This window comes from Lentzea alba (genome assembly GCF_047445655.1).
In the GTDB taxonomy this organism is placed as follows: domain Bacteria; phylum Actinomycetota; class Actinomycetes; order Mycobacteriales; family Pseudonocardiaceae; genus Lentzea; species Lentzea alba_A.
Genome location: NZ_JAJAEG010000043.1, coordinates 14,680 through 34,952 on the forward strand (window position 1 = coordinate 14,680; position 20,273 = coordinate 34,952).

The following is a 20,273-nucleotide window of genomic DNA, read 5'->3' on the forward strand; positions in this document are numbered from 1 at the left end:
CGATGTGGCTCCAGGAATACGCGGCAATTCTGAGAAAATCGTTTGGGAAAAGCTGAGAATGCGGACAGTCCTCTCAGCGTGGAATCAGCCGAGCAGGTAGTTCATCGACCTCGCCATCACCTCGTTGCGGACTGCCGTGCCGCTGATGCCCTCGAAGCCGAACCCGAAGTACAGGGTGTCCGCGGTCTTCACCACGGCACCTTCCGGGAACCCGGCCGCGGTCGTGCGCGTGAAGTTGTTGCCGTTCGGCGCACTGCCCGCCGGCGGACCGCTGACGACCCAACCGTCCAGACCGGACTCGAACGAGGTGCTGCCCTCACCGGTCGTGACCTCGATGTCGTCGATGAACACGCCCAGCCCCTGTGTGGCCCAGTCGCTCGCGTAGGCGATGGAGATCTCGACCTGGCTGTTCACGAACGCCGTCAGGTCGACGTTCCACTGCTGCCAGCCACCGGAACCACCGGACGCCGCGTGCCACACACCCGACGAACCGGTTGCGGTGCAAGTGCCGTAGGCGTTGAGGGTCTGGTAGTGGTCGAGCTGCGGGTGCAGATCCCGCCAGCCCGCGGGGCAGCTCTGGCCGGTGCTCTGGTTGGTGTGCCCGTTGGTGTCGGGCAGCGTCGTCCAGTTGGTGCCGTTGACCGTCCGCGCCTCGACGAACAGGTGGTCCCACTCGGGCTCCATGTCGTAGGACGTCCAGAACGACATCTGCGCACCGCCCGCGGGAACGTTGATCGTGCGCGTGAGCCGCTTGTACGACACGTCGCTGATCTGCGAGTACATGTAGAAGTCGCCGCTGTGTGGCGCGAACGGCCCGCCCGGACGATCCCACGCCGCCGTGACGTTGCTGGCGAACTGCGGGTACTGGTTCACCGGCAGCAGACCGCTCGTCGTGAGGAACGACGCCGAGTGCTCCTGGTTCTGCGCGCTTTCGGTCCCGTTGAGGGTCATCGTGAGTCCGGCGTGCGGGTCCGCGACACCGGAGACGCTGAACGCGTCGCCGTTCTCGTTGTGGCCGGCGCCCTCGTTGATGATCGCAGCACCGAACCAGTACTCGATGACGTCGTTGATGTTGTCCCCGGATCCGGAGAGCGGCCGGCACCGCAGCGCGGCGTCGGGCAAGGTGCTGCACTGCTTGTTCTCGAACGGGTCGTAGAGCTGCGTGCCGTGGCCCGTGGCGTACTGGTGCCCGGCGTACTTGCCGGTGTAGAGCACCTTTCCGCCCTCGTTGAGGTAGTCGCGGATCTCGAACAGCTCGGTCTGGGCGAGGCTGGACGCGTTGCCAGGTCCCCATCCCGGTTCCCTGGTGATGACGTCATCGCCCGTGTACCAGATGACGGCCCGGTAGTGGCTCAGCACACCGAGCGCGTCAGGTGCCTTGCGCCCGTTGGCATCCACGTCGTACACGTCGTGTCCGATCCCGTTGGCCGTGAGCGCGTCCGCGTAGTACGACAGGTACTTCGGCGCCGTGGTGAACTGGACGGGCGAAGCTCCCGTGTAGTCCTCGGCGGACATGACGAGCACGTCGTTGTTGGTCTCCGACACGGCGGTGTAGGTGAACTCGCTGCTCTTCTGCCCACCACCCTCGAACCACACCTTGACCTGGTCACCGGGGCTCGTGCCGGTCACCGTGCCTCTGACGACGTGGTAGTAGTTCGCGTTGCCCACGCCGTACCGCTCACCACCGGTCCACTCGGTGGTCGCCGTGCTCTGCACCGGCCCGTTCCCGACCTGCCACTTCGCCGTCACCGCACCGAGCGACTTCTTGGCCAGCACCCGGACTTCCTGCGGATCGCCGTACGACCTGTCGAACGTGAAGTCCAACATGGACAGTGGCCCGTTCTCCTGGTCGACGTCGGCCTGGTCGAGGTAGAACGGCTTGACCTGGATACCCACCGCGGACTTCGGGTTGGCCGGGTCCGTGGCGGAGTTCGCCAGCGACAGCGAGAACGGCAACGTCTTCTGGAACTCGGCCTCAACCAGCGCCTCGTCATCCGGGAAGACGAACCCACACCCGTCGCACCCCTCGCTCAGCTCGGGTGTGAACGACACCGTCCCGTTCCGCACGTCCGCATAATCCGTGGTCTCGCCGTTGGTCACGTACAACTCGTCCGAGCTGATCCCCGGGTCGAACCCAGGAATCGCCGGCTTGGCATCGGTGCCCGCCAATGCCACGTAGATCGGGTTGTCCGCCTCGGGCGACCCGGTCTGCCACCCCTGCGGATACAGGATCCACTGCCCCGCGGAGTGCCAGTTGGACTGGAACTTCGGCTTGATCCGGTCCAGCAGCCCTTGCATGGCCTTGGTTTCCGGCTCCGAAGCCCTCGAAGGCCCGCGATAGGTGTCGCTGGCCGTAGTGCTCGACGACCCTTCGTTGTCGTAGTCCCAGTGCTCGTCGAAGTTGCGGTTGGGATCCACCCCGTCCCCGACCGTGATCACCCCGTTGTTGTCGTTGTCCCGCAAGTTCTTGCGCCACAACCGCTCCGTGTCGAACGAGTACTGGTACCCGTCCGGGTTCGCAACGACGACGAACCACAACTCGGTGTCCTTGAGCAGCCGCTTGACGTCCTTGTCGTTGGCCTTGAACTTGTTGACGTAGTGGTTGAGCAACCGCCGATTCACCTCGGTGCTGATCCACTCCCGCGCGTGCTGCGTGGACGAGTACAACACCGCCGGCCGCGCCCCGTCCGGCGTCTCGTTGGCCGCCTGCGTGACCTTCACCGCGATGATCTCGCGCCCCTGCCCGGTCTTCCCGAGCACCTGGAGCTTGACGAGGTTCCGGTTGTCCCGCGCGATCTGGTAGAGCTGATCCCGAATCCCACCAGGCTCGTCGAACGACCGCCACACGGTGAACCCGCCGACCGCCTGCTCCGCCGCCTGCTGCCGCGCGCTCTTGCCGTCCTTGTTCTTCTTGACCTGCGCCTGAATGCCACGCTTGGCGAGCTGCTTCTGCTCGCTCTCCGCCAGCACCAGCTCAACCTCGACGTTGTCGCCCTTGGCCCTGCTGGCGGCGACGTCGAACCCCTGCCGTGACAGCTCACCAGCCTGCTTTGGCGACACTTCGGCGACATAAACGTCCAACGGATCGCTACTCGGCGCGGCCACGGCGGGCGACACCACCACGCCGCCGAAGACGAGAACCAGTGCGGACAGAACAGCCACGGATCGCTTCATCGCGTTCCTCCGAGACATGCGTGGTCGACGCAAGACCCGCTGACGCTACGCCGATCGGGCGTTACATTGACGGGCCTTTCGGCCCTCTTCGTTGACCACAACGGACGCACCCCGTGGCCATCCGGTCGCACCCCGTACAAACGATCTTGTCGGACCTTCTGGCCACACTGGACCCACGTGTTGACGGAGGCCCCATTGTGCGGGGAATGGTGGTGGAGTTCAGCTGCTCATCGATTTCGTTGATGATCCGCGTACGGGTCTTCTCGGCTTTCGTTGCGGCGTTCGAACCTGCCGGAATGGTCTCGTAGATGCAGTGCTGACGACCGCTGATCGGGTCGATGGCGGCGTAGACCTTGACACGCGGCGAACCGCTCGGGACGGGCTCGATCTCCCCTCGTTGGCGGCCCTTGGAGGGGCGCTTCCGGATGCTCATGGTGCGAAACCACGCCGAACTCGCACCACGTCCAGCCCACGAACGGGCGATGAGATCGACTTCAGCCCTGACCAAAGACCAAGGGCTCCGACCTGTTTTCACTGGTCAGAGCCCTTAGTTTCACCCGGCGAAAGGTGGTGCCCCAGGCAGGATTCGAACCTGCGACACACGGTTTAGGAAACCGATGCTCTATCCCCTGAGCTACTAGGGCTGGCGGTAGCAGTCTAGCGGGGTGGCGCCACCGAGTTGACCACGGGCCCGCTCACGCACCGTGAGCGGCCGGTCGAGATGCTTGCGGCCGTTGGAGGGAAGTGAGGCAGGCCACCTTCAAAGAGGCAGAAACGTCAGGTAGGGAGAGGGCGTGAGCAGACCCTGGCCCGACTTCCGTCCTGGACCCCTTGGCACCGTCAAGGCGTGGTGGCGGCGACGGGTGCCCAAGAGTGCCGAGGACTTCACGTTCGTGCCGCCGGCCAGCAGTCACCAGCAGGAGTTCGAGACGCCGTTGCCCAGTGCGGTGTACGGGCTCGACTTCCAGGTGAAGTTCACGGTCGTCTGGCGGCTTGATCTGGCTACCGGGTTGCGGCACAACTCGCCGCGGAGTGCTGCCATCCATCACGTTTTGCAGCGGGCCAAGGAGGTCAGTGGCAAGGCGATGTTGGTGCACCATGCGGCGTTGCAGCATCAGCTGGGGGATGAGCTCGCCACCGAACGGCAGGTGCCTGGCACTCATGTTTGGGCGCGGGCTGAGCAGGTGAAGGTCAGCGTCGTCGACGAGGACCTGGAGATGGCGCGCAAGCACATCGAGTTGCTGCGGAACTCCACGTTCAAGCTGGCTGAGCGGGACATCGAACGGGCGGAGATCCGGTACCTGCGGGACGAGGTGTTGACGGACGTCGGTACGGCCACGATTTGGTGGTTGCAGCGCAACGGGTACCAGGTTGAGGCGGCTGTGAAGCTTGCTGATCACCTGGCTGAGCTGGTGCGGATCGCGCAGCACCAGCCGAGCAAGCACTGGGCCGAGTCGCTGGTCAGCAGTGTTGAGAAGGCGCTGCCTGAGCTTGAGGATCAGCATCGGAAGGATCTCAAGCAGCATCTGGCCAAGGCGTTGAGCGTTTATGGCGGGGCGCGGGTGGCTGCTGAGTTCGCTGATCAGATCGGGTTGCCAGCGGGCGAACCGCACTCGAACGGGCACGTCTAGGCTGGTTCGGGTGTTGACCGAACTTCGCAGTGCCGCGGTGGTTGCCGGGTTGCGGGCGCTTGCCCGGCTCACTCCTTATGCAGAGCCGGAGCTGATCGGGCTCCGGAAGGTTGTCAAGCCTGGGGACGTCTGTGTCGACGTCGGGGCGGCGTTGGGGTTGTACACGGTCACGTTGTCGAGACTTGTTGGTCCACAAGGGACTGTGCACAGCGTTGAGCCGCTCGTGTTCGCGCATCCGGCACTCAGCTACGTCCTCAGGCCGCGGGAGGGGCGCAACATCAAGCGGCACTCGGTGGCGCTGGGGGCCGAGGAGCAGGGGCGCGAGGTCATGAGCGTGCCGGTTCGCCACGGGAGTCCTGTTACCGGGCGGTCGTTCCTCACGGTGGGGGCCAACGGGCTCGGGTCCAACGAGGAGTTCGACGAGCACCTGGACGTGGTGGTCAAGACGGACACGTTGGACCACTTCGTCGAGGTGAACAGGATCAGCAGGCTCGACTTCGTGAAGGCGGATGTCGAGGGTGCGGAACTCAAGGTGCTCGAAGGGGCCAAGGCGACGATCGAGCGGTTCAAGCCGGCGTTCCTGCTGGAGATCGAGGAACGGCACGTCGAGCGGTTCGGGTACCGGGCTGAGGAGGTCGCCGACTTCCTGACCGAGCGCGGGTACCGGATGAGCACTTGGCACGGTGGGGAGTGGGTGGCCACCGGCAAGATCGGTGACGCGACCAGGAACTACCTGTTCCGGGCATAAAAGTAGAGGACGCCGACCCCTGGGGGTGGATCGGCGTCCTCATCTCGAAGGCCTACAAGCTGTAGACCTCAAGCTCGTACAGGGAGTATCCGTAACGCGTGGCCCGTTGGGTACCCGTCATTCGGAGGTATCTCGCTTCCTGTACTGCAAACGCTACGACATCCTCGCCGCCATCGCCAGCACTTGTGGAGAAAACGTTCCGCCAAGTCGTGCCGTCATCGGAAAGCTCGATGCGATAGGCAGTTCCGAACGCCGACTCCCAGTGCAACACAGCGCGACCGACTCGTTGCACAGAGCCAAGGTCGACCTGGATCCACTGGTTGTCGCTCCAGTCGCTGGCCCAGCGGGACAACGGGTTGGCGTCCAGCACGTGTGCAGGTGGGAGCGTGTTCCAGCCCGTTTCGTGGGACGACGCAGAAGCCGTCCCACGAGCGGCCAGGTTCGTGACGTTCTGGCCCCTTCGGGACGGGAACTGCACGACCTGCTGGTAGGTCGGGCGGTTCTGCCAGTGGATCTTGTCCTGGGTGATGCCGCCCATGGCGCGGTGGATGATCGTGTCCGCGCACCACTGGTCGCCCGCGGCGCAGTCCGCGTCGCCGGGGTAGACCTGGTTGGCGGGCTTGGCTGCGGCCTGGGAGAGCGTCGAGACCAGCGCGGTTCGGCAGCCGGCCAACGTGCCGCCACCGCAGTAGGTCTGCGGGAACGCGCCCTGGACCGGGTCGCCGAGGACCTTGCGCAGGTCCTTGTCGACGTAGCCCCACCAGCCGTACTGGAACGAGGAACCCTTGTGCGGCGCGGCGCCGTGCGTGTCGGACGGGGCCTCGTCGACCTGGATCGCGCTCACGAGAGCAGACCACAGGCCATCACCCAGCGAGGGTTTGAACTGAGCCTCCACCAGAAGCGGCCACCACGCATCGAGAACTCGAATGGCTTCGGCGTGGCCGTAGGCCTTGCTGCCCTTCGAGGTTTCCTTGCGCAACGAGCCTGAACGCTGCCAGTCCTTCAGCTTCTGAACCACCGGAGCCAACGAGGGATCGACCGGAGCCGATTCCACGACGCGCAGCAGCTCCGGCAGCACCTGTTCGGCACGCAGGTCCGCGACAGCGGCCTCGGCCATCGCGCGAGTCAGAGAAGCACGCGTGACCTTCTGACCGGAGGCGATCATTGCCCGCACGCGGCCGTCCAGAAGGTCACCGCGGTGCACGGCGCTGTGGCCGAAGCCGCCGAACGTGAAGTCGCGCGCCTGCTTGTTGTTCCAGGAGATGTAGTAGTCCTGGTTGATCGAGTTCGGATGCCCGGCGAAAGGCATGTAGGAGGCGGTGTTCTCGGTGCCGTCCCAGCCGACCCACTCGTACTCGGCGCGACCCCAAACAGGCAGGTTCGGGTCCACATTGGACCGACGAACCGGGTTCAGCCCCGAGTTGAAGTACGCGGCGTCACGGGAGTCCACGTAGAACCAGTTGAACGCGTAGCCGATCTTGTCCGCCGCGCGCTGGAAGTCGGCGGCCGAACGCACTGCCGACGGGTCGTTGAGCTCCTGGAAGCCGATGATCGAGTCGACCTCGTGCATGTACGTCGAGCGCAACGTCGTGTACGCCACGACCTTGCCGCCCACGGTCGCACGAGACGACACAAGGCCGTACTTGGTCCGCCACATCACCAACGTGTAGGAGCCCGCCGGCGTGCCGTCGGCAACCGTTGGCTTCCACGCGTTCTTGCGCTCCAAGCGTTCCATCGGCGTACAGACACCGTGGAACACGTATGACGTAGAAGCCTTTGTGGCAGGCGAACCATCCGCGTTGCACAGCTCGACCGCGTACGTGTCGATGATGTCCTGCGCCGCGGAGGTCGCGCTCCACGAGTAGTCGACACCGCGGCCCAGCTGCACGTACATCGAGACACCCGCGAACGACACACCGCGCGAACGGATACCAGGACCGTTGAGCTCCTGCAGCATCAACAGCTGCGGCGCGAAGTAACCGGTCTGCGGACCCCACACGGCGATCGGGTTCCCGGTGTCCGTGTGCGCACCGGACACCGACAGGGCGTTGGACATGCCGTGCTTCTTGTTCAGCAGATCGGCCGGCAGCACGCCGTCCTCGAAGATGCCGGAAGCCTTCGACAACTCCTCGGAAGCAGGCACGTCGACAGCAGCACCGGTACCGCCCACCTCGTCGTAGACCATCCGCTCCGGCGTGATGCTGCCGGAGTCCGGCATAGCCACTCCAGCAGGCGAAGCAGGAGAACCCGAGTACGGGAACGACTGTCCGTTGTGGAGCGTCAGCACGGCCTCGGGGTCGTTCTGCGCCCGGAACGCCTTCCACACCTGCTCACCGGCAACAGCGCCGTACTTGTTCTGCGCGGCCAGCTTCACCAGCGCCGACTGCACCTCACCGCCACCACCGGCACCGAACAGGCCACCGACGACGGCCGCGATGGCCACCATGTCGGTCGCTTTGAACGGCTGGATGTCGTTCCAGTTCGTGATGGAGTCGGCGTGCCCGGTCAGCACGTACTCGCCGGGGAAGTTGCGCGCGGAGACGGACTGCGTCAGATAGGCGTTGATACCGGCGATGTAGTCGTTGACGTCGGCCAACGCCTGCCGCCCGCGCTCGCCACCCTTCGCAACGGCGGTGTCGATCTGCTTCTGCAGGTCCGCCTCGGTGTACGGGATCTGGTTGTAGAAGCTCTGCTCCAGCACCCGGTTTCCGGGCGCACCGCCGGCGAACCCGCTGAGCTGGCCGCGGCCGAGGTGGCGGAACAGGTCCATCAGCCACAGCCGGTCCTGACCGGCCGCGTAACCGGCGCCGAACATCGTCCCGGACCTCGTGGTGCCGGTGATGTGCGGCATGCCGATCTTCTTGTCGCGCACGATCGTCACGTCCGCGCGCGGCTTGACCGTGCTTTCGACCTGGTCGGAGGGCACGCCGAACGACGCGTCGTTGAAGAAGTTCGTGAGCTGGGCGTTGGTCAGGCCGCTGTGGCCGGCGACCAGGGCGTCGTACTTGCCGAGCTGGTCGGCGGAGTGCGCGGGACGGGTGCCGAACGCCTTGTGGCCGAGGATCTCGGCCAGCGTCGCGTTGCCGTTGTTGCCCGGCGGCACGATGTCGTTGCATTGGCCGAGGCAGTAGTCGTCGGCGGCGAACGCGACCGCGCGAGGTTCCTCTGCGGCGGCGGACGGGACGAACAAGAGGGAGGCGGTGACGGCGGCGGTGGCCAACAGGGACGTCACCGGATTGGGTCTCCGCATGGCGCGAAGCTCCTCTCCGAGCAGGCAGGGGCTGTTGTGACGCACGTTACTTTCCGGTAAGGCTATTGCGAAAGACCTTCGCGTTTCCCGGATCGTTCCCGGAGGGACTGTATCGATTCCGTGCGACGACCAGGAGCCATACGGGTAGAAACGAGAATGAAGCCGATGGGCAGATTCAGATTCCCGGACCGTATCTGTGATATCTGGTACAGCATTCCACTCAGTGGGATTTCCGAGTTTGGTTACTCAGTGTTCCGGTCGTACCGACTATCTCCTGGTGGCGTGCCTACGCAGCGAAGTCGGCGCGCTATTCCGGTAACTGTGAACGTTGCCGGTGATCTCGAAAAACCGTTACCACATGATGAGATAACTGAGAATTAACGTGACCTTCGGCGGGTGTACGCGAAGATCACGAACATGTGGGAGCACGGAACGCCAATGCGGGAGGCGTCGTGATCAAGGTTCTGCTGGCCGACGACGAGGACCTCGTCCGTTCCGGCCTTCGCATGATCCTGAGCAGCGTCGGGGACATCGAAGTTGTTGCTGAATGCGATGACGGCCATCTGGTAGCCGACCTGGCGCGCCAGCACCGTCCTCACGTGGTCCTGCTCGACATCCGGATGCGCACATCGGACGGGCTCGTGGCACTGCGGCGGCTGCGGACGCTGCCGGATCCGCCTCGGGTCTGCATCCTGACCACGTTCGACGTCGACGAGTACGTTTCGGAGGCCCTGCGTCTGGGCGCGGCCGGCTTCCTCCTCAAGGACACCGAGCCGGAGCAGCTGGTCAAAGCCGTGCGCGATCTCGCACGCGGTGGCGCTGTGCTCGACCCCGGTGTCGCGGCCAGAGTGCTCGCGGCCGTCGCGGACGGCGAGCGGATGGCCGAGCCGGCGCGCAGGCTCCTCGCGAGCCTGTCCGAACGCGAGCGCGAGGTGCTCGTGCTGATCGGTCAGGGCATGTCCAACGCGGAGATCGGCGGCACCCTGCACCTGTCGGAGGCGACGGTGAAGGGCTACGTCTCGTCGGTGCTCGGCAAGATCGGCGCGGTCAACCGCGTGCAGGCCGCGCTGGTGGCCTACCGCGGCGGCCTCATCGCCTGAAGCTCACCAAAAACGTCAGTTCCCCGACACGATCTCGGGGATCTCGTCCACAGAGGGCTCGACCTCGACCCTGTTCCGGCCGTGCCGCTTGGCGCGGTACAGAGCCATGTCCGCGGCCGCGAACAGCTGGTCCAGCTTGGCCGGGCCGGCCGCGACCCCGATGCTCACCGTCGGGCGGCGGACCGCGCCCAGCACCATCGTCCAGTCGTGGCCGTCGACGGCCGCGCGGATCCGCTCGGCCACGTTCGGGCCTACGTCCATGTTCGGACCCGTGTCGCCGAGCAGCACCACGAACTCGTCGCCCGCCCAGCGCGCCACCAGGTCGTCCGATCGGCACTCGCGCCGCAGCAGCCCCGCGATCTCGCGCAACGCCGCATCGCCCGCAGCGTGGCCGGCGTCGTCGTTCACGCCCTTGAACCAGTCGACGTCGACCAGCACCAGCCACGGCACCCGCCCGCGCGCCGCCGTCGACTCAAGTAGCCCCTGAGCAGCGCGTTCCAGCCCGAGCCGGTTCGCCAGGCCCGTCAACGGGTCGCGCGCCGCCGCTTCTTGCGCGGCCACCGCGAGCCGTTGGGCCTGCACGGCCACCCGGCGCTGCTCCAGCGCCTGGCCGAGGCCTTCCTGCAACGTCTCCGTGGCCGTGCGCGAGGCCGTCATCGACCTGCGCAACGCTTCGGCCTCACCCACCGCGTCGCCCAACGCGTGACAGATGTCCGCGAGCTCCGTGGAGAAGCGCAGCAGCAGAGAGGTGTCGTTGATGCGTTCGGCGTTCGCCACCGCACGGGCGGCGAGCGTGCGCGCCTCGTCGAGATCGGCCTGCTCACGACGAACGACGGCGAGCACCCAGTTGCCGACCGAGATGCCCCACAGGTCGCCGGAGTCGAGCGCCAGCCGCAACGTTTCGGCGGCGGTCTCCTCGGCCTTGTCCAGCTGCCCGACGCCAGCCAGTGAACGACCGAAAGCGCCCATCAACGCGCGCCGCATGGCCTCGTCCTTGACCAGGCCCAAGCCTTCGTCGAGGTACGCCAGTGCTTCCTCGAAGATCGCCGGCGCGGCCGCGGGAGGCCCGGAACAGGCGCGGAAGTTCAGCGAACCGCCGAGGCGCTGCAGGCAGTGGGCCAACGTGTCGGTGTTGCCCGCCCGCCGCGCCACCTGAACCGACAGCCTCAGCATGTCGAGCGCCGCGCGCCGGTTGCCGATGCCCTCCATGAGGTAGCCGAGGGAACCCATCGTCTGGGCCACGGCCGGGCTGTCCGCGCGGTCGGCGTCGAGGTCGGTCCACCCCTCGGCGGCCAGTTCCAGCGCGAGCGGGATGCGACCGAGGCGCCACGCCATCACGGCGCGGTTCACCAGGACGGCCGACCGAACCCAGCGGTCGGCGCCGGGTGACACCTTGGTGACCACCTCGTCGAAAAGACTGTTCGCCTCCGGCAAGCGGCCAGCGTTGAGCAACGCGCGGACCTCTCGGTCCAACCGCGGAATCTGGCCCGCTACCAGCGGATCACGCTGCTCCACTCGTTCATCGACTCCGTTCCGACTCGCCGAGCGGCCTGCACAGGCTACCGGGACGGTCGCGCCCCGTACCGATCGTGGTGCAGGACGTCATCAAGGGGTAGTCGGTTGCGCCAACCGTGACGTTCCAGATCGGGCGTATCGGGCAGAGATCGAACCGGACCGACGCACAGCCACGCAACCGGACGGACCCTTGCAGGGATGTCCAGCATCCGGCGCAGCACATCTTCTCGGTAGAAGCTCACCCACCCGACACCGAGGCCCTCTTCCGTCGCGGCGAGCCACAGGTTCTGGATGGCCAGACACACGGAGTACAGACCCGCGTCCGCGATCGCGTGCCTGCCCAGCACCGCCGGCGAGCCCCGGTCGGGGTCGTAGGTGACCACGATGCCGAGGGTCGACTCCATGACTCCTTCGACCTTGATACGAGCGAAGGTGTCCGCTCGTTCATGATCGAGCTGAGCTGCGAAGACACTGCGCTCCGCCTGCACGTGGTCGCGGAACGCCCTGCGCGTGTTCTCGTCGCGCACCAGCACGAAGTCCCACGGCTGGGAAAGACCCACGCTCGGGGCCGCGTGCGCCGCCGTCAGCACGCGTCGCAGCACGTCGTCCGGGATTTCCTCACCGGTGAACTCGGCTCGCGTGTCCCTGCGCCGGTGGACTACTTCGTACAGGTTCATTCGAGCGATGGTGCCTCACTCGAAAGCACCAACTTCACGCCTGGGAGGTGGCGCTGATCTCATCGATCGCGATAGACCGATCGGATGCGAAGAATGAAAGGTGGTTATGGCTCCGCGCTCGGATTCGGTGGCGGAGTCGGTGTGAGCACGTTCACCGGTGCCTGGCCGCTGCTGGCCCTGATGCTGCTCGCCGCCGTCGTCGTGATCGTGTCGCTGCGCACGACGATCATCGGCGCCGGTCTGGCCGCACTGCAGTGCTGGGGCCTCTACGCGACCTTCTTGGTCGGTGTTCGTGGCGATCTCACGGTCGACGAACACACGACCTGGGCGCTCGCGTTGCTGGTGCAGCTCGCCGTGCTGGCCTTCCTGGCCAGCACGGCGGTGCGTGTCATCGCCCTTGTGACGGGTACGGCAGCAGGGCCATCTCCCGTGCGTTCTTGATAGCCGTGGCGACCTGACGCTGCTGTTGCGGCGTCAGGCCGGTCACGCGGCGGGACCGGATCTTGCCCCGGTCCGAGATGAACTTGCGCAGCAGCGTGGCGTCCTTCCAGTCGACGTCCGCCACGCCCATGGTCGTGAGCAGGTTCTGCCTGCGCTTCAACGGTTTGCGGTCCTTCATCACCAGCTCGCCTTCGAGACGCCGGGCAGTTCGCCCCGGTGTGCCATCTCCCGCAACCGGATGCGTGACAGCCCGAACTTCCGGCTGTAGGCGCGCGGCCGTCCGTCCACCACGTCCCGGTTCCGCAACCGGGTCGGCGACGCGTCGCGCGGCAGCTTCTGCAGACCCCGCAACGCTTCTTCGCGCGTCTCCGGGTGCCTCAGCATTTCCTTGAGTTCCGCACGACGTTCCGCATAACGCGCAACGACCTCACGGCGGCGCTGGTCTGCGGCGACCTTCGACTTCTTCGCCACGTCAGCGCTCCTCTTTGAAGTCGACGTGCTTGCGCGCAACGGGGTCGTACTTGCGCAGCACCAGGCGGTCCGGGTCGTTGCGCCGGTTCTTCCTGGTCACGTACGTGTAGCCGGTGCCGGCGGTCGACCGCATCTTGATGATCGGCCGGATGTCGGTGCTCTTGGCCATCAGACCTTCACCCCAAGCTGTCGGAGCTGGGCCACAACGGACTCGATGCCCAGCTTGTCGACGGTCTTGATGGCCTTCGTGGACAGCGTGAGCGTCACGAACCGGTTCAGCGACGGCACCCAGTACCGCTTGCGCTGGACGTTCGGGTTCCACCGGCGGCGCGTCTTGCGCTGTGAGTGCGAGACCTGGTTGCCGAAGCCCGGTTCACGTCCGGTCAGCTGGCAGCGCTTGCCCATGTTCCACCTCCTGGTCACGTTTGAAACGACATTCGTTTTCAACTACCGTACCTGACATGGAAACCGTTGTCGTTATGGTGGCGGGGCTGGTGGACCACGACGTCGCCGTGCGGGTGTGGCGGGACCGGCCCGGTTCGGTGCTGGTGCGGCACGTCGCCACGGAGACGTGCGTGCGGCGCTGGGTCGACGGCGTTGCTGTTGACGTCGACCTGCTGCACAACTGCGTGTCCTGCACGGTTCGGGAAGATCTGCGTGAGCTGCTGTCGTCGTTGAGCGGCCACACGGTCGTGCTGCACCTGGACCCGTTGCTGGAGCCGGACGTGGTGCGCCGCAACCTCGGCATCGAGGTGGAGTGCGTCATCACCGTGATCGACGCGGAGACGTGGCTGGACGACGCGCTCAGCGACGCGTCGATGGTCAGCGACGAGCGCACGGTCGCGCAGGTCGTCGTGGCGCAGGCCGAGGCCGCGGATGTCATTGTGCTGCAGGGCGATGCCGACGAACGGACGCTGGCCGTCCTCGACCGGCTCGCTCCCGGCGCGCACCGCTGCACGCCGGAGACGGTGGTGGTGAGGCGCAGCGGCAGGCGGCGGATGGTGCCGCTCACCCCCGAATGCGGTGTCTCGACAGCGGTTTTCACGGCTGACCGGCCATTTCACCCGATGCGGCTCAGCGAGGCCCTCGACTCGCTGCTCGACGGCACGGTCGTGCGCTCGCGCGGCCGGCTCTGGGTCGCGGACGAGCCGGATGTCGCGCTGCACCTGGAATCCGCCGGTGGTGGCCTGCGCGTCGGGGAGGGCGGGCCGCGGCTCGGCAAGACCACGCAGATCGTGGCGATCACGGTCGGCGAGCCCGACGACATCACGGCGGCTTTCCAGACGGCGCTGATGACCGACGACGAACTGTCCTTCGTGGACTCGATCCGAAAGCTGGAGATGTGAAGCCCGGAATCCACCCCGACTACCACCCGGTCGTCTTCCAGGACGCGTCCACGGGCAAGTCGTTCCTGACCCGCTCGACGGCCACGTCGAACCGGACGATCGAGTGGGAGGACGGCAACACCTACCCGTTGCTGTCCGTGGACATCACCGCCGACTCGCACCCGTTCTGGACCGGCACGCAACGGCTCGTGGACACCGCGGGCCGGGTCGAGAAGTTCAACCGCCGCTACGGAAAGCGAGAGCGCTGATGGCCGTTCCCAAGCGCAAGACGTCCCGGTCCAACACCCGGCACCGCCGCAGTCAGTGGAAGGCCACGGCGCCGGATCTCGTGCGTGTGAGGACGTTGGACGGCAAGGAACTTCTCGTGCCGCGCCGTCTCGTGGCCGCCTACAAGCGCGGCCTTCTCTAGTGAGGGAGCTGGACCGTCCCGTCCGGTGAGTCGCGCCACTGGTCGAAGGGGCGGTCCAGCTTCCACCCCGTGCCGTCGTGGTCGAGCACGCGGTTCTCACACGTGTCCACGTTGGACAGCGACTCGAACAGCTCGATGCTCCAGTCGAACAACCTGCGGCACAGCAATCTGATCGTCAGACCGTGCGACACGATCAGCACCGTCTTGGGGTGCTGGTCGTCCTTGTGCAGCCGGACTGCCAGGCCGTCCAGGAACGCCGCCACCCGGTCGTCGACGTCGGCGCCGGACTCGCCGTTGGGCAGCCGGAAGAAGAAGTGCCCGAACGCGTGGCGCTGGTGCTTGAGCACCTCCTGCTGCACCGGGTCCTGGAAGTTGCCCCAGTCCTGCTCGCGCACCCGCGGTTCGGTGACGATCCGCTCGGCGTCGACGCCCAGCAGTTCGAACGTCCGGCGCGTGCGCTTGTACGGCGACACGTAGGCGGCGACCGGGCCCTCGCCGATCAGCTCCCTGATCGTCGGGCCGGCGGCTCGGGCCTGCGCCTCACCGGTCTCGGTCAGGGGGAGCGCGTGGTCGGGGATGCGGCAGTAGGCGAGCTCGTCGACGTTGCCGAGGCTCTGGCCGTGGCGCAACAGGATGATCCGCACTCCTCCATCGTGCCTCAGCCGGGCGGTGCGCTCGGGCGTTACAGTGCTGGGCGAGTCGAGGAGGAAACCGTCACATGATCAAGTACATCGCGCTGTACAAGAAGCCCGCCGACCCCGAGGGCTTCGACGAGAAGTACTTCGGCACGCACATGCCGATCGCCGAGTCGGTGCCCGGCCTGGTGCGCGCCGAGGTCGCCAAGGTGCAGCGGGTGTTCCTGGCCGGGTTCCTCGGCGACACCGAGCCGTACCTGATCGCCGAGCTGTACTTCGAGTCGACGGAATCGATGAAGGCCGCCTTCAAGACGCCCGAGTGGGCCACGTCGGGTGCGAACCTCAGTGAGATCGGCGGTATGGAGCTCGTGGCGATGTTCAGCGCCACTGTGCTTGATTCCTCCGGGGTCGAGTCGTGAAGGCCGTCGTCATCGGTGGCGGCACGATGGGGGCGGGCATCGCGCACCTCCTGCTCGCGAACGACCACCAGGTCTGGCTCGTGGAAGCCGACGCCGAACGGGCGCACGCGGGGTTTCTCGCGGTGAAGGCGTCACTGCACAAGGCCGAGGCCAAGGGCAAGCTCAAGCCTGACGTCGACGCCGACGGACTGCTGGCGAAACTGACCGTCGGTGAGCCTCCCGCCGACGCAGAGCTGGTCGTCGAGGCCGTGCCGGAGAACGTGCCGCTGAAGCAGAAGGTGCTCGGCGACGCCGCGGCGAAGTGCCCGAACGCGATCCTCGCCTCCAACACGTCGTCGCTCTCGATCGCCGACATCGCCGCCGGACTCCCCGGCGAACGCGTGCTGGGCATGCACTTCTTCAACCCCGTCCCGGTGCAGCAACTCGTCGAGCTGGTGCACCACTTCGGCGTCGACCCCGCGAACGTGGCCAAAGCGCGAACGTGGGCCGAAGAAATGGGGAAGACCGTCATCGAGGTCCGCGACGCACCGGGCTTCGCGACCTCACGGCTGGGCGTCGCCGTTGGCCTGGAAGCGATCCGCATGCTGGAGGAGGGCGTCGCCTCGGCACAGGACATCGACACCGGCATGAAGCTCGGCTACCGCTGGCCGATGGGTCCGCTGGAGCTCACCGACCTGGTCGGACTCGACGTGCGGCTGGCGATCGCCGAGCACCTCGCCGCGCAACTGGGGCCCCGGTTCGAGCCGCCGCAGCTGTTGCGGGACAAGGTCGCGCGCAATGAGCTGGGAAAGAAGACGGGGCAGGGCTTCTTTTCCTGGTAGATAGTTGTCCGTGCACATTCGGGAGTACATCGAGGACGACCTCGACGCCGTTTTCCGCCTCCACAAGCTCGCGTTCAACTCGAGCGAGCGACCGGAACAACTGGTGCGTCCCGGGACGCACGGACTGGTCGCGGAACTGGACGGCCAGGTCGCCGGTGTGCTCTCGATCGGTGCCTTCGCGCAGTTCTACGGCGGCGCCGCGGTTCCGATGGGTGGGATCGGCGGCGTCGCCGTCAACGGTGCCACGCGCGGCCGTGGCGTTGCCGCCGCGTTGCTCGACAAAGCGTTGTCCACGATGCGGGAGCACGGCCAACCGCTGTCGGTCCTCTACGCGACCGTGCCGACGCTCTACCGGGGCCGCGGCTGGGAGCGTGCCGGGCTCTTCGAGTGGATCGAGCTGCCGATGGACAGGCTGCTCTCAGCTCCGAAACCCGCTGAGCTGATACCTTCGCGCCCGGCGGATGAGAGCGATCTCACCGCCCTGCAGGACTGCTACCTCGAGGTGGCGCGGACGATCGACGGCATGGCCGACCGCCGCTCACCGCGAATCGACGTCGCGAAGGTGCTCGAGATGGACCTGGTGAGCGTCCTGCCCGGCCCGAACGGCCTGCGCGGGTATCTGACGGCGAAGCGCGAGCCCGGTGGCGACATGGGCCGCCTCAAGGTGTTCGACCTGATCGGCGTCGACGTCGAGGCCCAGCTGAACCTCCTCGCCTCGCTCAAGTCGTGGGCGGGCACCCTCGACGCCATCGACCTGCGGATCACCGACCCGGCGACGGTCAACCTGCTCGGCGCGACCCCGCTGCGGTACTCGGTGTGGACCTCCACGTGGATGCTGCGCGTCGTCGACCTGCCCGCCGCCGTGGCCGCACGGGGCTGGCCGCGGCTGGCGAACGTCGCGGTGGACCTGGAGATCATCGACGAGCACGCACCGTGGCACGCCGGCAACCAGCGCATCGTCGCCGAGGACGGCGTCGTGCGGGTCGAGCCGGGCGGTACCGGTGCGGTGCGGATGCACGCCCGTGCGCTCGGCCCGTGGTTCTCGGGCTTTCAGAGCACGCATGCGTTGCGGCGCGCGGGTTTGCTGGAGGGCGATCCGGCCGACGCGGTGGTGCTGGACCAGCTCGCCGGCGCGTCCGGTGTCCCGCGGCTCGCGGACTTCTTCTGATGGCGGACGTCTACCACGAGGTCATGCGCACGATCTGGGACCACAACCTGCACTTCGGGCTGTGGACGTCCGAAGAGGACGAGGCACCCAACCGCGTGGCCGCCGAACGCATGACCGCGCTGCACATCGACAAACTCGGCGCCCGGCACGGCTGGCGCGTGCTCGACATGGGCCGCCGCGTGGGCACTTCTGCGTTCCGGCTGGCCGAGGCCTCCCACGCCGACATCGTGTCCGTCTCGCCGTGCGCCGAGCACGTGCGACTCGCCAACGTCCGCGCGGAGGCCCTGTTCGTCGACGACCAGGTGCGTTTCGTGCACGGCGATCCACACGCGATGCCGTTCTCCTGCGCCGCGTTCGACGCTGCGTGGGCCGTGGAGACGTTGCCGCACTTGGGAGATCGCGTCGGCGTGCTGCGCGAGCTGGCACGGGTGGTGAAGCCGTCCGGGGTCGTGGTGGTGTCCGACTTCGTGCAACGGCGGCCCGTGGCGCAGGGCCTGCTGGACGAGTTACAACCGATCTTGACCACGTACGACATCGACGAGCTGCCCACGTTCGCCGGTTACCCGAAGTTGTTGGCGTCGGCCGGTTTGCACGTGGTCGAGCTGCTGGACCTGAGCGTGGAGACGCGCAAGACAGTGCCGCGCATGCAGGACGGCGCGCGCAGACACTACGAAGCGCTCGTCGCGGTGCACGGGGAGAAGGCGCGGCAGTACCTCGACCAGATCCTTTCGCCGCTCGCTCTCCAGCCGTCGCTGGGGTACGTGCTGGCCGTTGCGAGAGTCTGAATTCGTCTGCACGGGCCTGCCAAGGGATGATGAACCCGTGGCGGGGGATGAGGTCAGGCACGCCTACGGCGACAACATGGGTTGGCGCCTGAAGGGCTATGCCAAGCGGAACAGCGGACCACCGATCAGCGTGCGCACCATCTCCCGGGCGGAGTTCCTCCAGATCAGACCGCTTTTCGACGCCGACGACAACCCGTGGCTCGTGGACCTGAACCAGGTGGTCCCGGAGATCTGGCCGTGTGTCGAGAAGGTGCTCGGCCCGATGGACCCCGAGCAGGACTACTACATCACCGGGCAGCCGCTCGACTGGGACAAGGACCCGGTCCAGGCGGCGCGTGACCTGCTGGACGAGCGGTTCCCGCTCGCGACGGCGGCGTTCCTCGGCGGCAGCGTCGCGGCCGGGACGTACACCGCGAACTCGGACCTGGACCTCGTCGTGATCGTCGCGGACCTGCCCGGCGCGTTCCGGGAGACGCTGGAGCACCGCGGATGGCCGGTCGAGCTGTTCTGCCACACCGTGGAGTCGCTCTGGGACTTCGTGTCCAGGGACACCAAGGACCGGCGCCCGCCGTTGCTGCACATGTGCGCGGAGGGCTTTCTCATGCTCGACTCCGACGGCACCGGCGAACGCATACGGAGTGAGGCGCGTGCTCTGCTGGAGCTCGGTCCTCCGCCAGCGACGATCACCGAGCTGGAAGACCGCCGATACGCGGTCACCGACATGCTCGAAGACCTGATCAGCGCACGTGACGAGGACGAACTGCTGTTCGTCGCGACCCGGCTGGTGACCGGTGCCGGTGAGCTGGCGCTGGTCGTGCAGAACCGCTGGCTGGGGCACGGCAAGTGGCTGATGCGGCGGCTGCGCGAGGCGGACCACGGCGAACTCGTGGACGCCTACCGCGCGCTCGTGCGCGGTGAGGGATCCGACTGGTTCATCCAGGTCGTCGAGCACGTGCTGAAGACCGCAGGCGGCCGGCTGGAGGCCGGTTACCGTCGGGAGGCGCCGCCCAGATGACCACGTATTCTCCCTGTTCGTGCTGCTCACCGTCCTGGAACTGATCGGGATCGCCGTCTTCGCCGCGTCCGGTGCGGTGGCTGCCGTGCGGGCTCGTCTGGACGTGTTCGGCGTGACCGTCCTGGCACTCACCACGGCGCTGGGCGGCGGCATCATCCGCGACGTCCTGCTGGGCGTGCACCCGCCGACCAGCCTGCGGAACTGGCCATACCTCCTGGTGGCCGGCGGCACGGGCCTGATCGTCTTCTGGTTTCACCCGCACGTGGCCAAGCTCCGCCGGTCCGTGCTGCTGCTGGACGCCGTCGGGCTCGGTCTGTTCGTCACGTCCGGCACCACCACTGCGTTGGCTCTCGGCGCGACTCCGTACGCGGCGTGCCTGATCGGGATGACGACAGGTATCGGCGGCGGTGCGCTCCGTGACCTCCTCCTCCGAGAGATTCCTTTGGTGCTGAGGAGAGAGATCTACGCCGTGGCAGCACTCGCCGGAGCGATCATCGTCGCGGTGGGGCACTGGATCGGATTGCAGAAAGGCCTGGTCGCGCTGACTGGTGCGTCAATAATCATCACCATCAGGCTGATTGCGCTCTGGCGGAAGTGGAACGCTCCCGTCGCGAGGGGCTTGGAGGGTTAGCAGAAACTAACGCTGTACTCACACCTGCAGTTAGGGC

The 20,273-nt window shown here is 66.7% G+C and carries 22 protein-coding genes and 1 tRNA gene; 13 read left to right on the plus strand and 10 right to left on the minus strand.

What is annotated here, in order from left to right; translation table 11 throughout:
* Positions 1–84: 84 nt before the first annotated feature.
* Entirely contained in the window at positions 85–3,174 is a 3,090-nt protein-coding gene (locus tag LFM09_RS44215; protein WP_414102624.1) for a M14 family zinc carboxypeptidase, read from the minus strand.
* 568 nt (positions 3,175–3,742) lie between these two features.
* A tRNA-Arg gene (locus tag LFM09_RS44220) sits at positions 3,743–3,818 on the minus strand.
* Positions 3,819–3,968: 150 nt separating this feature from the next.
* Between LFM09_RS44220 and LFM09_RS44225 the strand changes: the two genes are divergently transcribed.
* Complete coding sequence (locus tag LFM09_RS44225; RefSeq protein ID WP_414102625.1) at positions 3,969–4,805, plus strand: hypothetical protein; 837 nt, start codon at positions 3,969–3,971, stop codon at positions 4,803–4,805.
* A 10-nt stretch (positions 4,806–4,815) separates the two neighbouring features.
* Positions 4,816–5,553, plus strand: a complete 738-nt coding sequence (locus tag LFM09_RS44230; RefSeq protein ID WP_414102626.1) for an FkbM family methyltransferase — start codon at positions 4,816–4,818, stop codon at positions 5,551–5,553.
* 52 nt (positions 5,554–5,605) lie between these two features.
* On the opposite strand, the gene LFM09_RS44235 is transcribed toward LFM09_RS44230, so the two are convergent.
* On the minus strand, positions 5,606–8,803 hold the full coding sequence (locus LFM09_RS44235; protein ID WP_414102627.1) for a penicillin acylase family protein: 3,198 nt from the start codon (positions 8,801–8,803) through the stop codon (positions 5,606–5,608).
* Positions 8,804–9,255: 452 nt separating this feature from the next.
* Here LFM09_RS44235 and LFM09_RS44240 point away from each other — a divergent pair, with 452 nt between their 5' ends.
* Entirely contained in the window at positions 9,256–9,903 is a 648-nt protein-coding gene (locus LFM09_RS44240) for a response regulator (RefSeq protein WP_109631945.1), read from the plus strand.
* Between the two features lie 15 nt (positions 9,904–9,918).
* Here LFM09_RS44240 and LFM09_RS44245 read toward each other — a convergent pair whose 3' ends face one another.
* Positions 9,919–11,376, minus strand: a complete 1,458-nt coding sequence (locus LFM09_RS44245; RefSeq protein ID WP_414102628.1) for a diguanylate cyclase — start codon at positions 11,374–11,376, stop codon at positions 9,919–9,921.
* An 86-nt stretch (positions 11,377–11,462) separates the two neighbouring features.
* A complete protein-coding gene (gene bluB, locus LFM09_RS44250; protein ID WP_414102629.1) occupies positions 11,463–12,095 on the minus strand; it encodes a 5,6-dimethylbenzimidazole synthase in 633 nt (210 codons plus the stop codon).
* Positions 12,096–12,236: 141 nt separating this feature from the next.
* Here bluB and LFM09_RS44255 point away from each other — a divergent pair, with 141 nt between their 5' ends.
* Positions 12,237–12,536: a hypothetical protein gene (locus LFM09_RS44255; RefSeq protein ID WP_414102630.1), complete on the plus strand. Its 300-nt coding sequence runs from the start codon at positions 12,237–12,239 to the stop codon at positions 12,534–12,536.
* On the opposite strand, the gene rpsR is transcribed toward LFM09_RS44255, so the two are convergent.
* The 4 genes from rpsR to rpmB are packed head-to-tail and all read right to left on the minus strand — an operon-like array spanning position 12,484 to position 13,412.
* Positions 12,484–12,714 (minus strand): 30S ribosomal protein S18, encoded by a 231-nt coding sequence (rpsR, locus tag LFM09_RS44260; RefSeq protein ID WP_414102631.1) that lies wholly within the window; start codon positions 12,712–12,714, stop codon positions 12,484–12,486. The two genes, LFM09_RS44255 and rpsR, sit on opposite strands and share 53 nt — an antisense overlap.
* Positions 12,714–13,007: a 30S ribosomal protein S14 gene (gene rpsN / locus LFM09_RS44265; RefSeq protein WP_414102632.1), complete on the minus strand. Its 294-nt coding sequence runs from the start codon at positions 13,005–13,007 to the stop codon at positions 12,714–12,716. The genes rpsR and rpsN overlap by 1 nt, the downstream gene beginning before the upstream one ends.
* 1 nt (position 13,008) lies before the next feature.
* Positions 13,009–13,176: a 50S ribosomal protein L33 gene (rpmG, locus tag LFM09_RS44270; RefSeq protein ID WP_414102633.1), complete on the minus strand. Its 168-nt coding sequence runs from the start codon at positions 13,174–13,176 to the stop codon at positions 13,009–13,011.
* Positions 13,176–13,412, minus strand: a complete 237-nt coding sequence (rpmB, locus tag LFM09_RS44275) for a 50S ribosomal protein L28 (protein WP_414102687.1) — start codon at positions 13,410–13,412, stop codon at positions 13,176–13,178. The genes rpmG and rpmB overlap by 1 nt, the downstream gene beginning before the upstream one ends.
* 56 nt (positions 13,413–13,468) lie before the next feature.
* Here rpmB and LFM09_RS44280 point away from each other — a divergent pair, with 56 nt between their 5' ends.
* From LFM09_RS44280 to rpmF, 3 genes are read left to right on the plus strand one after another with little or no spacing between them, the layout of a single operon-like run.
* Entirely contained in the window at positions 13,469–14,353 is an 885-nt protein-coding gene (locus LFM09_RS44280; protein WP_414102634.1) for a GTP-binding protein, read from the plus strand.
* Positions 14,350–14,601, plus strand: coding sequence for a type B 50S ribosomal protein L31 (locus tag LFM09_RS44285; protein WP_414102635.1), 252 nt, complete (start codon positions 14,350–14,352; stop codon positions 14,599–14,601). The genes LFM09_RS44280 and LFM09_RS44285 overlap by 4 nt, the downstream gene beginning before the upstream one ends.
* Complete coding sequence (gene rpmF / locus LFM09_RS44290) at positions 14,601–14,762, plus strand: 50S ribosomal protein L32 (protein ID WP_071812574.1); 162 nt, start codon at positions 14,601–14,603, stop codon at positions 14,760–14,762. Before LFM09_RS44285 ends, rpmF begins: the two co-directional genes overlap by 1 nt.
* On the opposite strand, the gene LFM09_RS44295 is transcribed toward rpmF, so the two are convergent.
* The gene (locus LFM09_RS44295) at positions 14,759–15,406 is read right to left on the minus strand and encodes a histidine phosphatase family protein (protein ID WP_414102636.1); all 648 of its coding nucleotides are present in this window, start codon (positions 15,404–15,406) and stop codon (positions 14,759–14,761) included. The two genes, rpmF and LFM09_RS44295, sit on opposite strands and share 4 nt — an antisense overlap.
* A 74-nt stretch (positions 15,407–15,480) precedes the next feature.
* Between LFM09_RS44295 and LFM09_RS44300 the strand changes: the two genes are divergently transcribed.
* Genes LFM09_RS44300 through LFM09_RS44325 form a run of 6 tightly spaced genes read left to right on the plus strand, consistent with a single transcriptional unit; the run spans position 15,481 to position 20,236 of the window.
* The gene (locus LFM09_RS44300; RefSeq protein WP_414102637.1) at positions 15,481–15,816 is read left to right on the plus strand and encodes an EthD family reductase; all 336 of its coding nucleotides are present in this window, start codon (positions 15,481–15,483) and stop codon (positions 15,814–15,816) included.
* The gene (locus LFM09_RS44305; protein WP_414102638.1) at positions 15,813–16,637 is read left to right on the plus strand and encodes a 3-hydroxyacyl-CoA dehydrogenase family protein; all 825 of its coding nucleotides are present in this window, start codon (positions 15,813–15,815) and stop codon (positions 16,635–16,637) included. The genes LFM09_RS44300 and LFM09_RS44305 overlap by 4 nt, the downstream gene beginning before the upstream one ends.
* A 10-nt stretch (positions 16,638–16,647) precedes the next feature.
* Positions 16,648–17,805, plus strand: a complete 1,158-nt coding sequence (gene eis / locus LFM09_RS44310) for an enhanced intracellular survival protein Eis (protein ID WP_414102640.1) — start codon at positions 16,648–16,650, stop codon at positions 17,803–17,805.
* The gene (locus LFM09_RS44315) at positions 17,805–18,590 is read left to right on the plus strand and encodes an SAM-dependent methyltransferase (protein WP_414102641.1); all 786 of its coding nucleotides are present in this window, start codon (positions 17,805–17,807) and stop codon (positions 18,588–18,590) included. The genes eis and LFM09_RS44315 overlap by 1 nt, the downstream gene beginning before the upstream one ends.
* Before the next feature lie 37 nt (positions 18,591–18,627).
* A complete protein-coding gene (locus tag LFM09_RS44320) occupies positions 18,628–19,605 on the plus strand; it encodes a nucleotidyltransferase domain-containing protein (RefSeq protein WP_414102642.1) in 978 nt (325 codons plus the stop codon).
* Positions 19,606–19,624: 19 nt separating this feature from the next.
* Positions 19,625–20,236 carry a trimeric intracellular cation channel family protein gene (locus tag LFM09_RS44325; RefSeq protein ID WP_414102643.1) on the plus strand — a complete coding sequence of 204 codons (612 nt, stop codon included), beginning with the start codon at positions 19,625–19,627 and terminating at the stop codon, positions 20,234–20,236.
* The last annotated feature ends 37 nt before the right edge of the window (positions 20,237–20,273 follow it).

Coding starts and splice junctions, on each gene's coding strand:
- LFM09_RS44215 (WP_414102624.1), bottom strand. CDS start 3,174: ATGAAGCGATCCGTGGCTGTTCTGTCCGCACTGGTTCTCGTCTTCGGC.
- LFM09_RS44235 (WP_414102627.1), bottom strand. CDS start 8,803: ATGCGGAGACCCAATCCGGTGACGTCCCTGTTGGCCACCGCCGCCGTC.
- bluB (WP_414102629.1), bottom strand. CDS start 12,095: ATGAACCTGTACGAAGTAGTCCACCGGCGCAGGGACACGCGAGCCGAG.
- rpsR (WP_414102631.1), bottom strand. CDS start 12,714: ATGAAGGACCGCAAACCGTTGAAGCGCAGGCAGAACCTGCTCACGACC.
- rpmG (WP_414102633.1), bottom strand. CDS start 13,176: ATGGCCAAGAGCACCGACATCCGGCCGATCATCAAGATGCGGTCGACC.
- rpmB (WP_414102687.1), bottom strand. CDS start 13,412: ATGGGCAAGCGCTGCCAGCTGACCGGACGTGAACCGGGCTTCGGCAAC.
- LFM09_RS44280 (WP_414102634.1), top strand. CDS start 13,469: ATGGAAACCGTTGTCGTTATGGTGGCGGGGCTGGTGGACCACGACGTC.
- rpmF (WP_071812574.1), top strand. CDS start 14,601: ATGGCCGTTCCCAAGCGCAAGACGTCCCGGTCCAACACCCGGCACCGC.
- LFM09_RS44300 (WP_414102637.1), top strand. CDS start 15,481: ATGATCAAGTACATCGCGCTGTACAAGAAGCCCGCCGACCCCGAGGGC.
- LFM09_RS44315 (WP_414102641.1), top strand. CDS start 17,805: ATGGCGGACGTCTACCACGAGGTCATGCGCACGATCTGGGACCACAAC.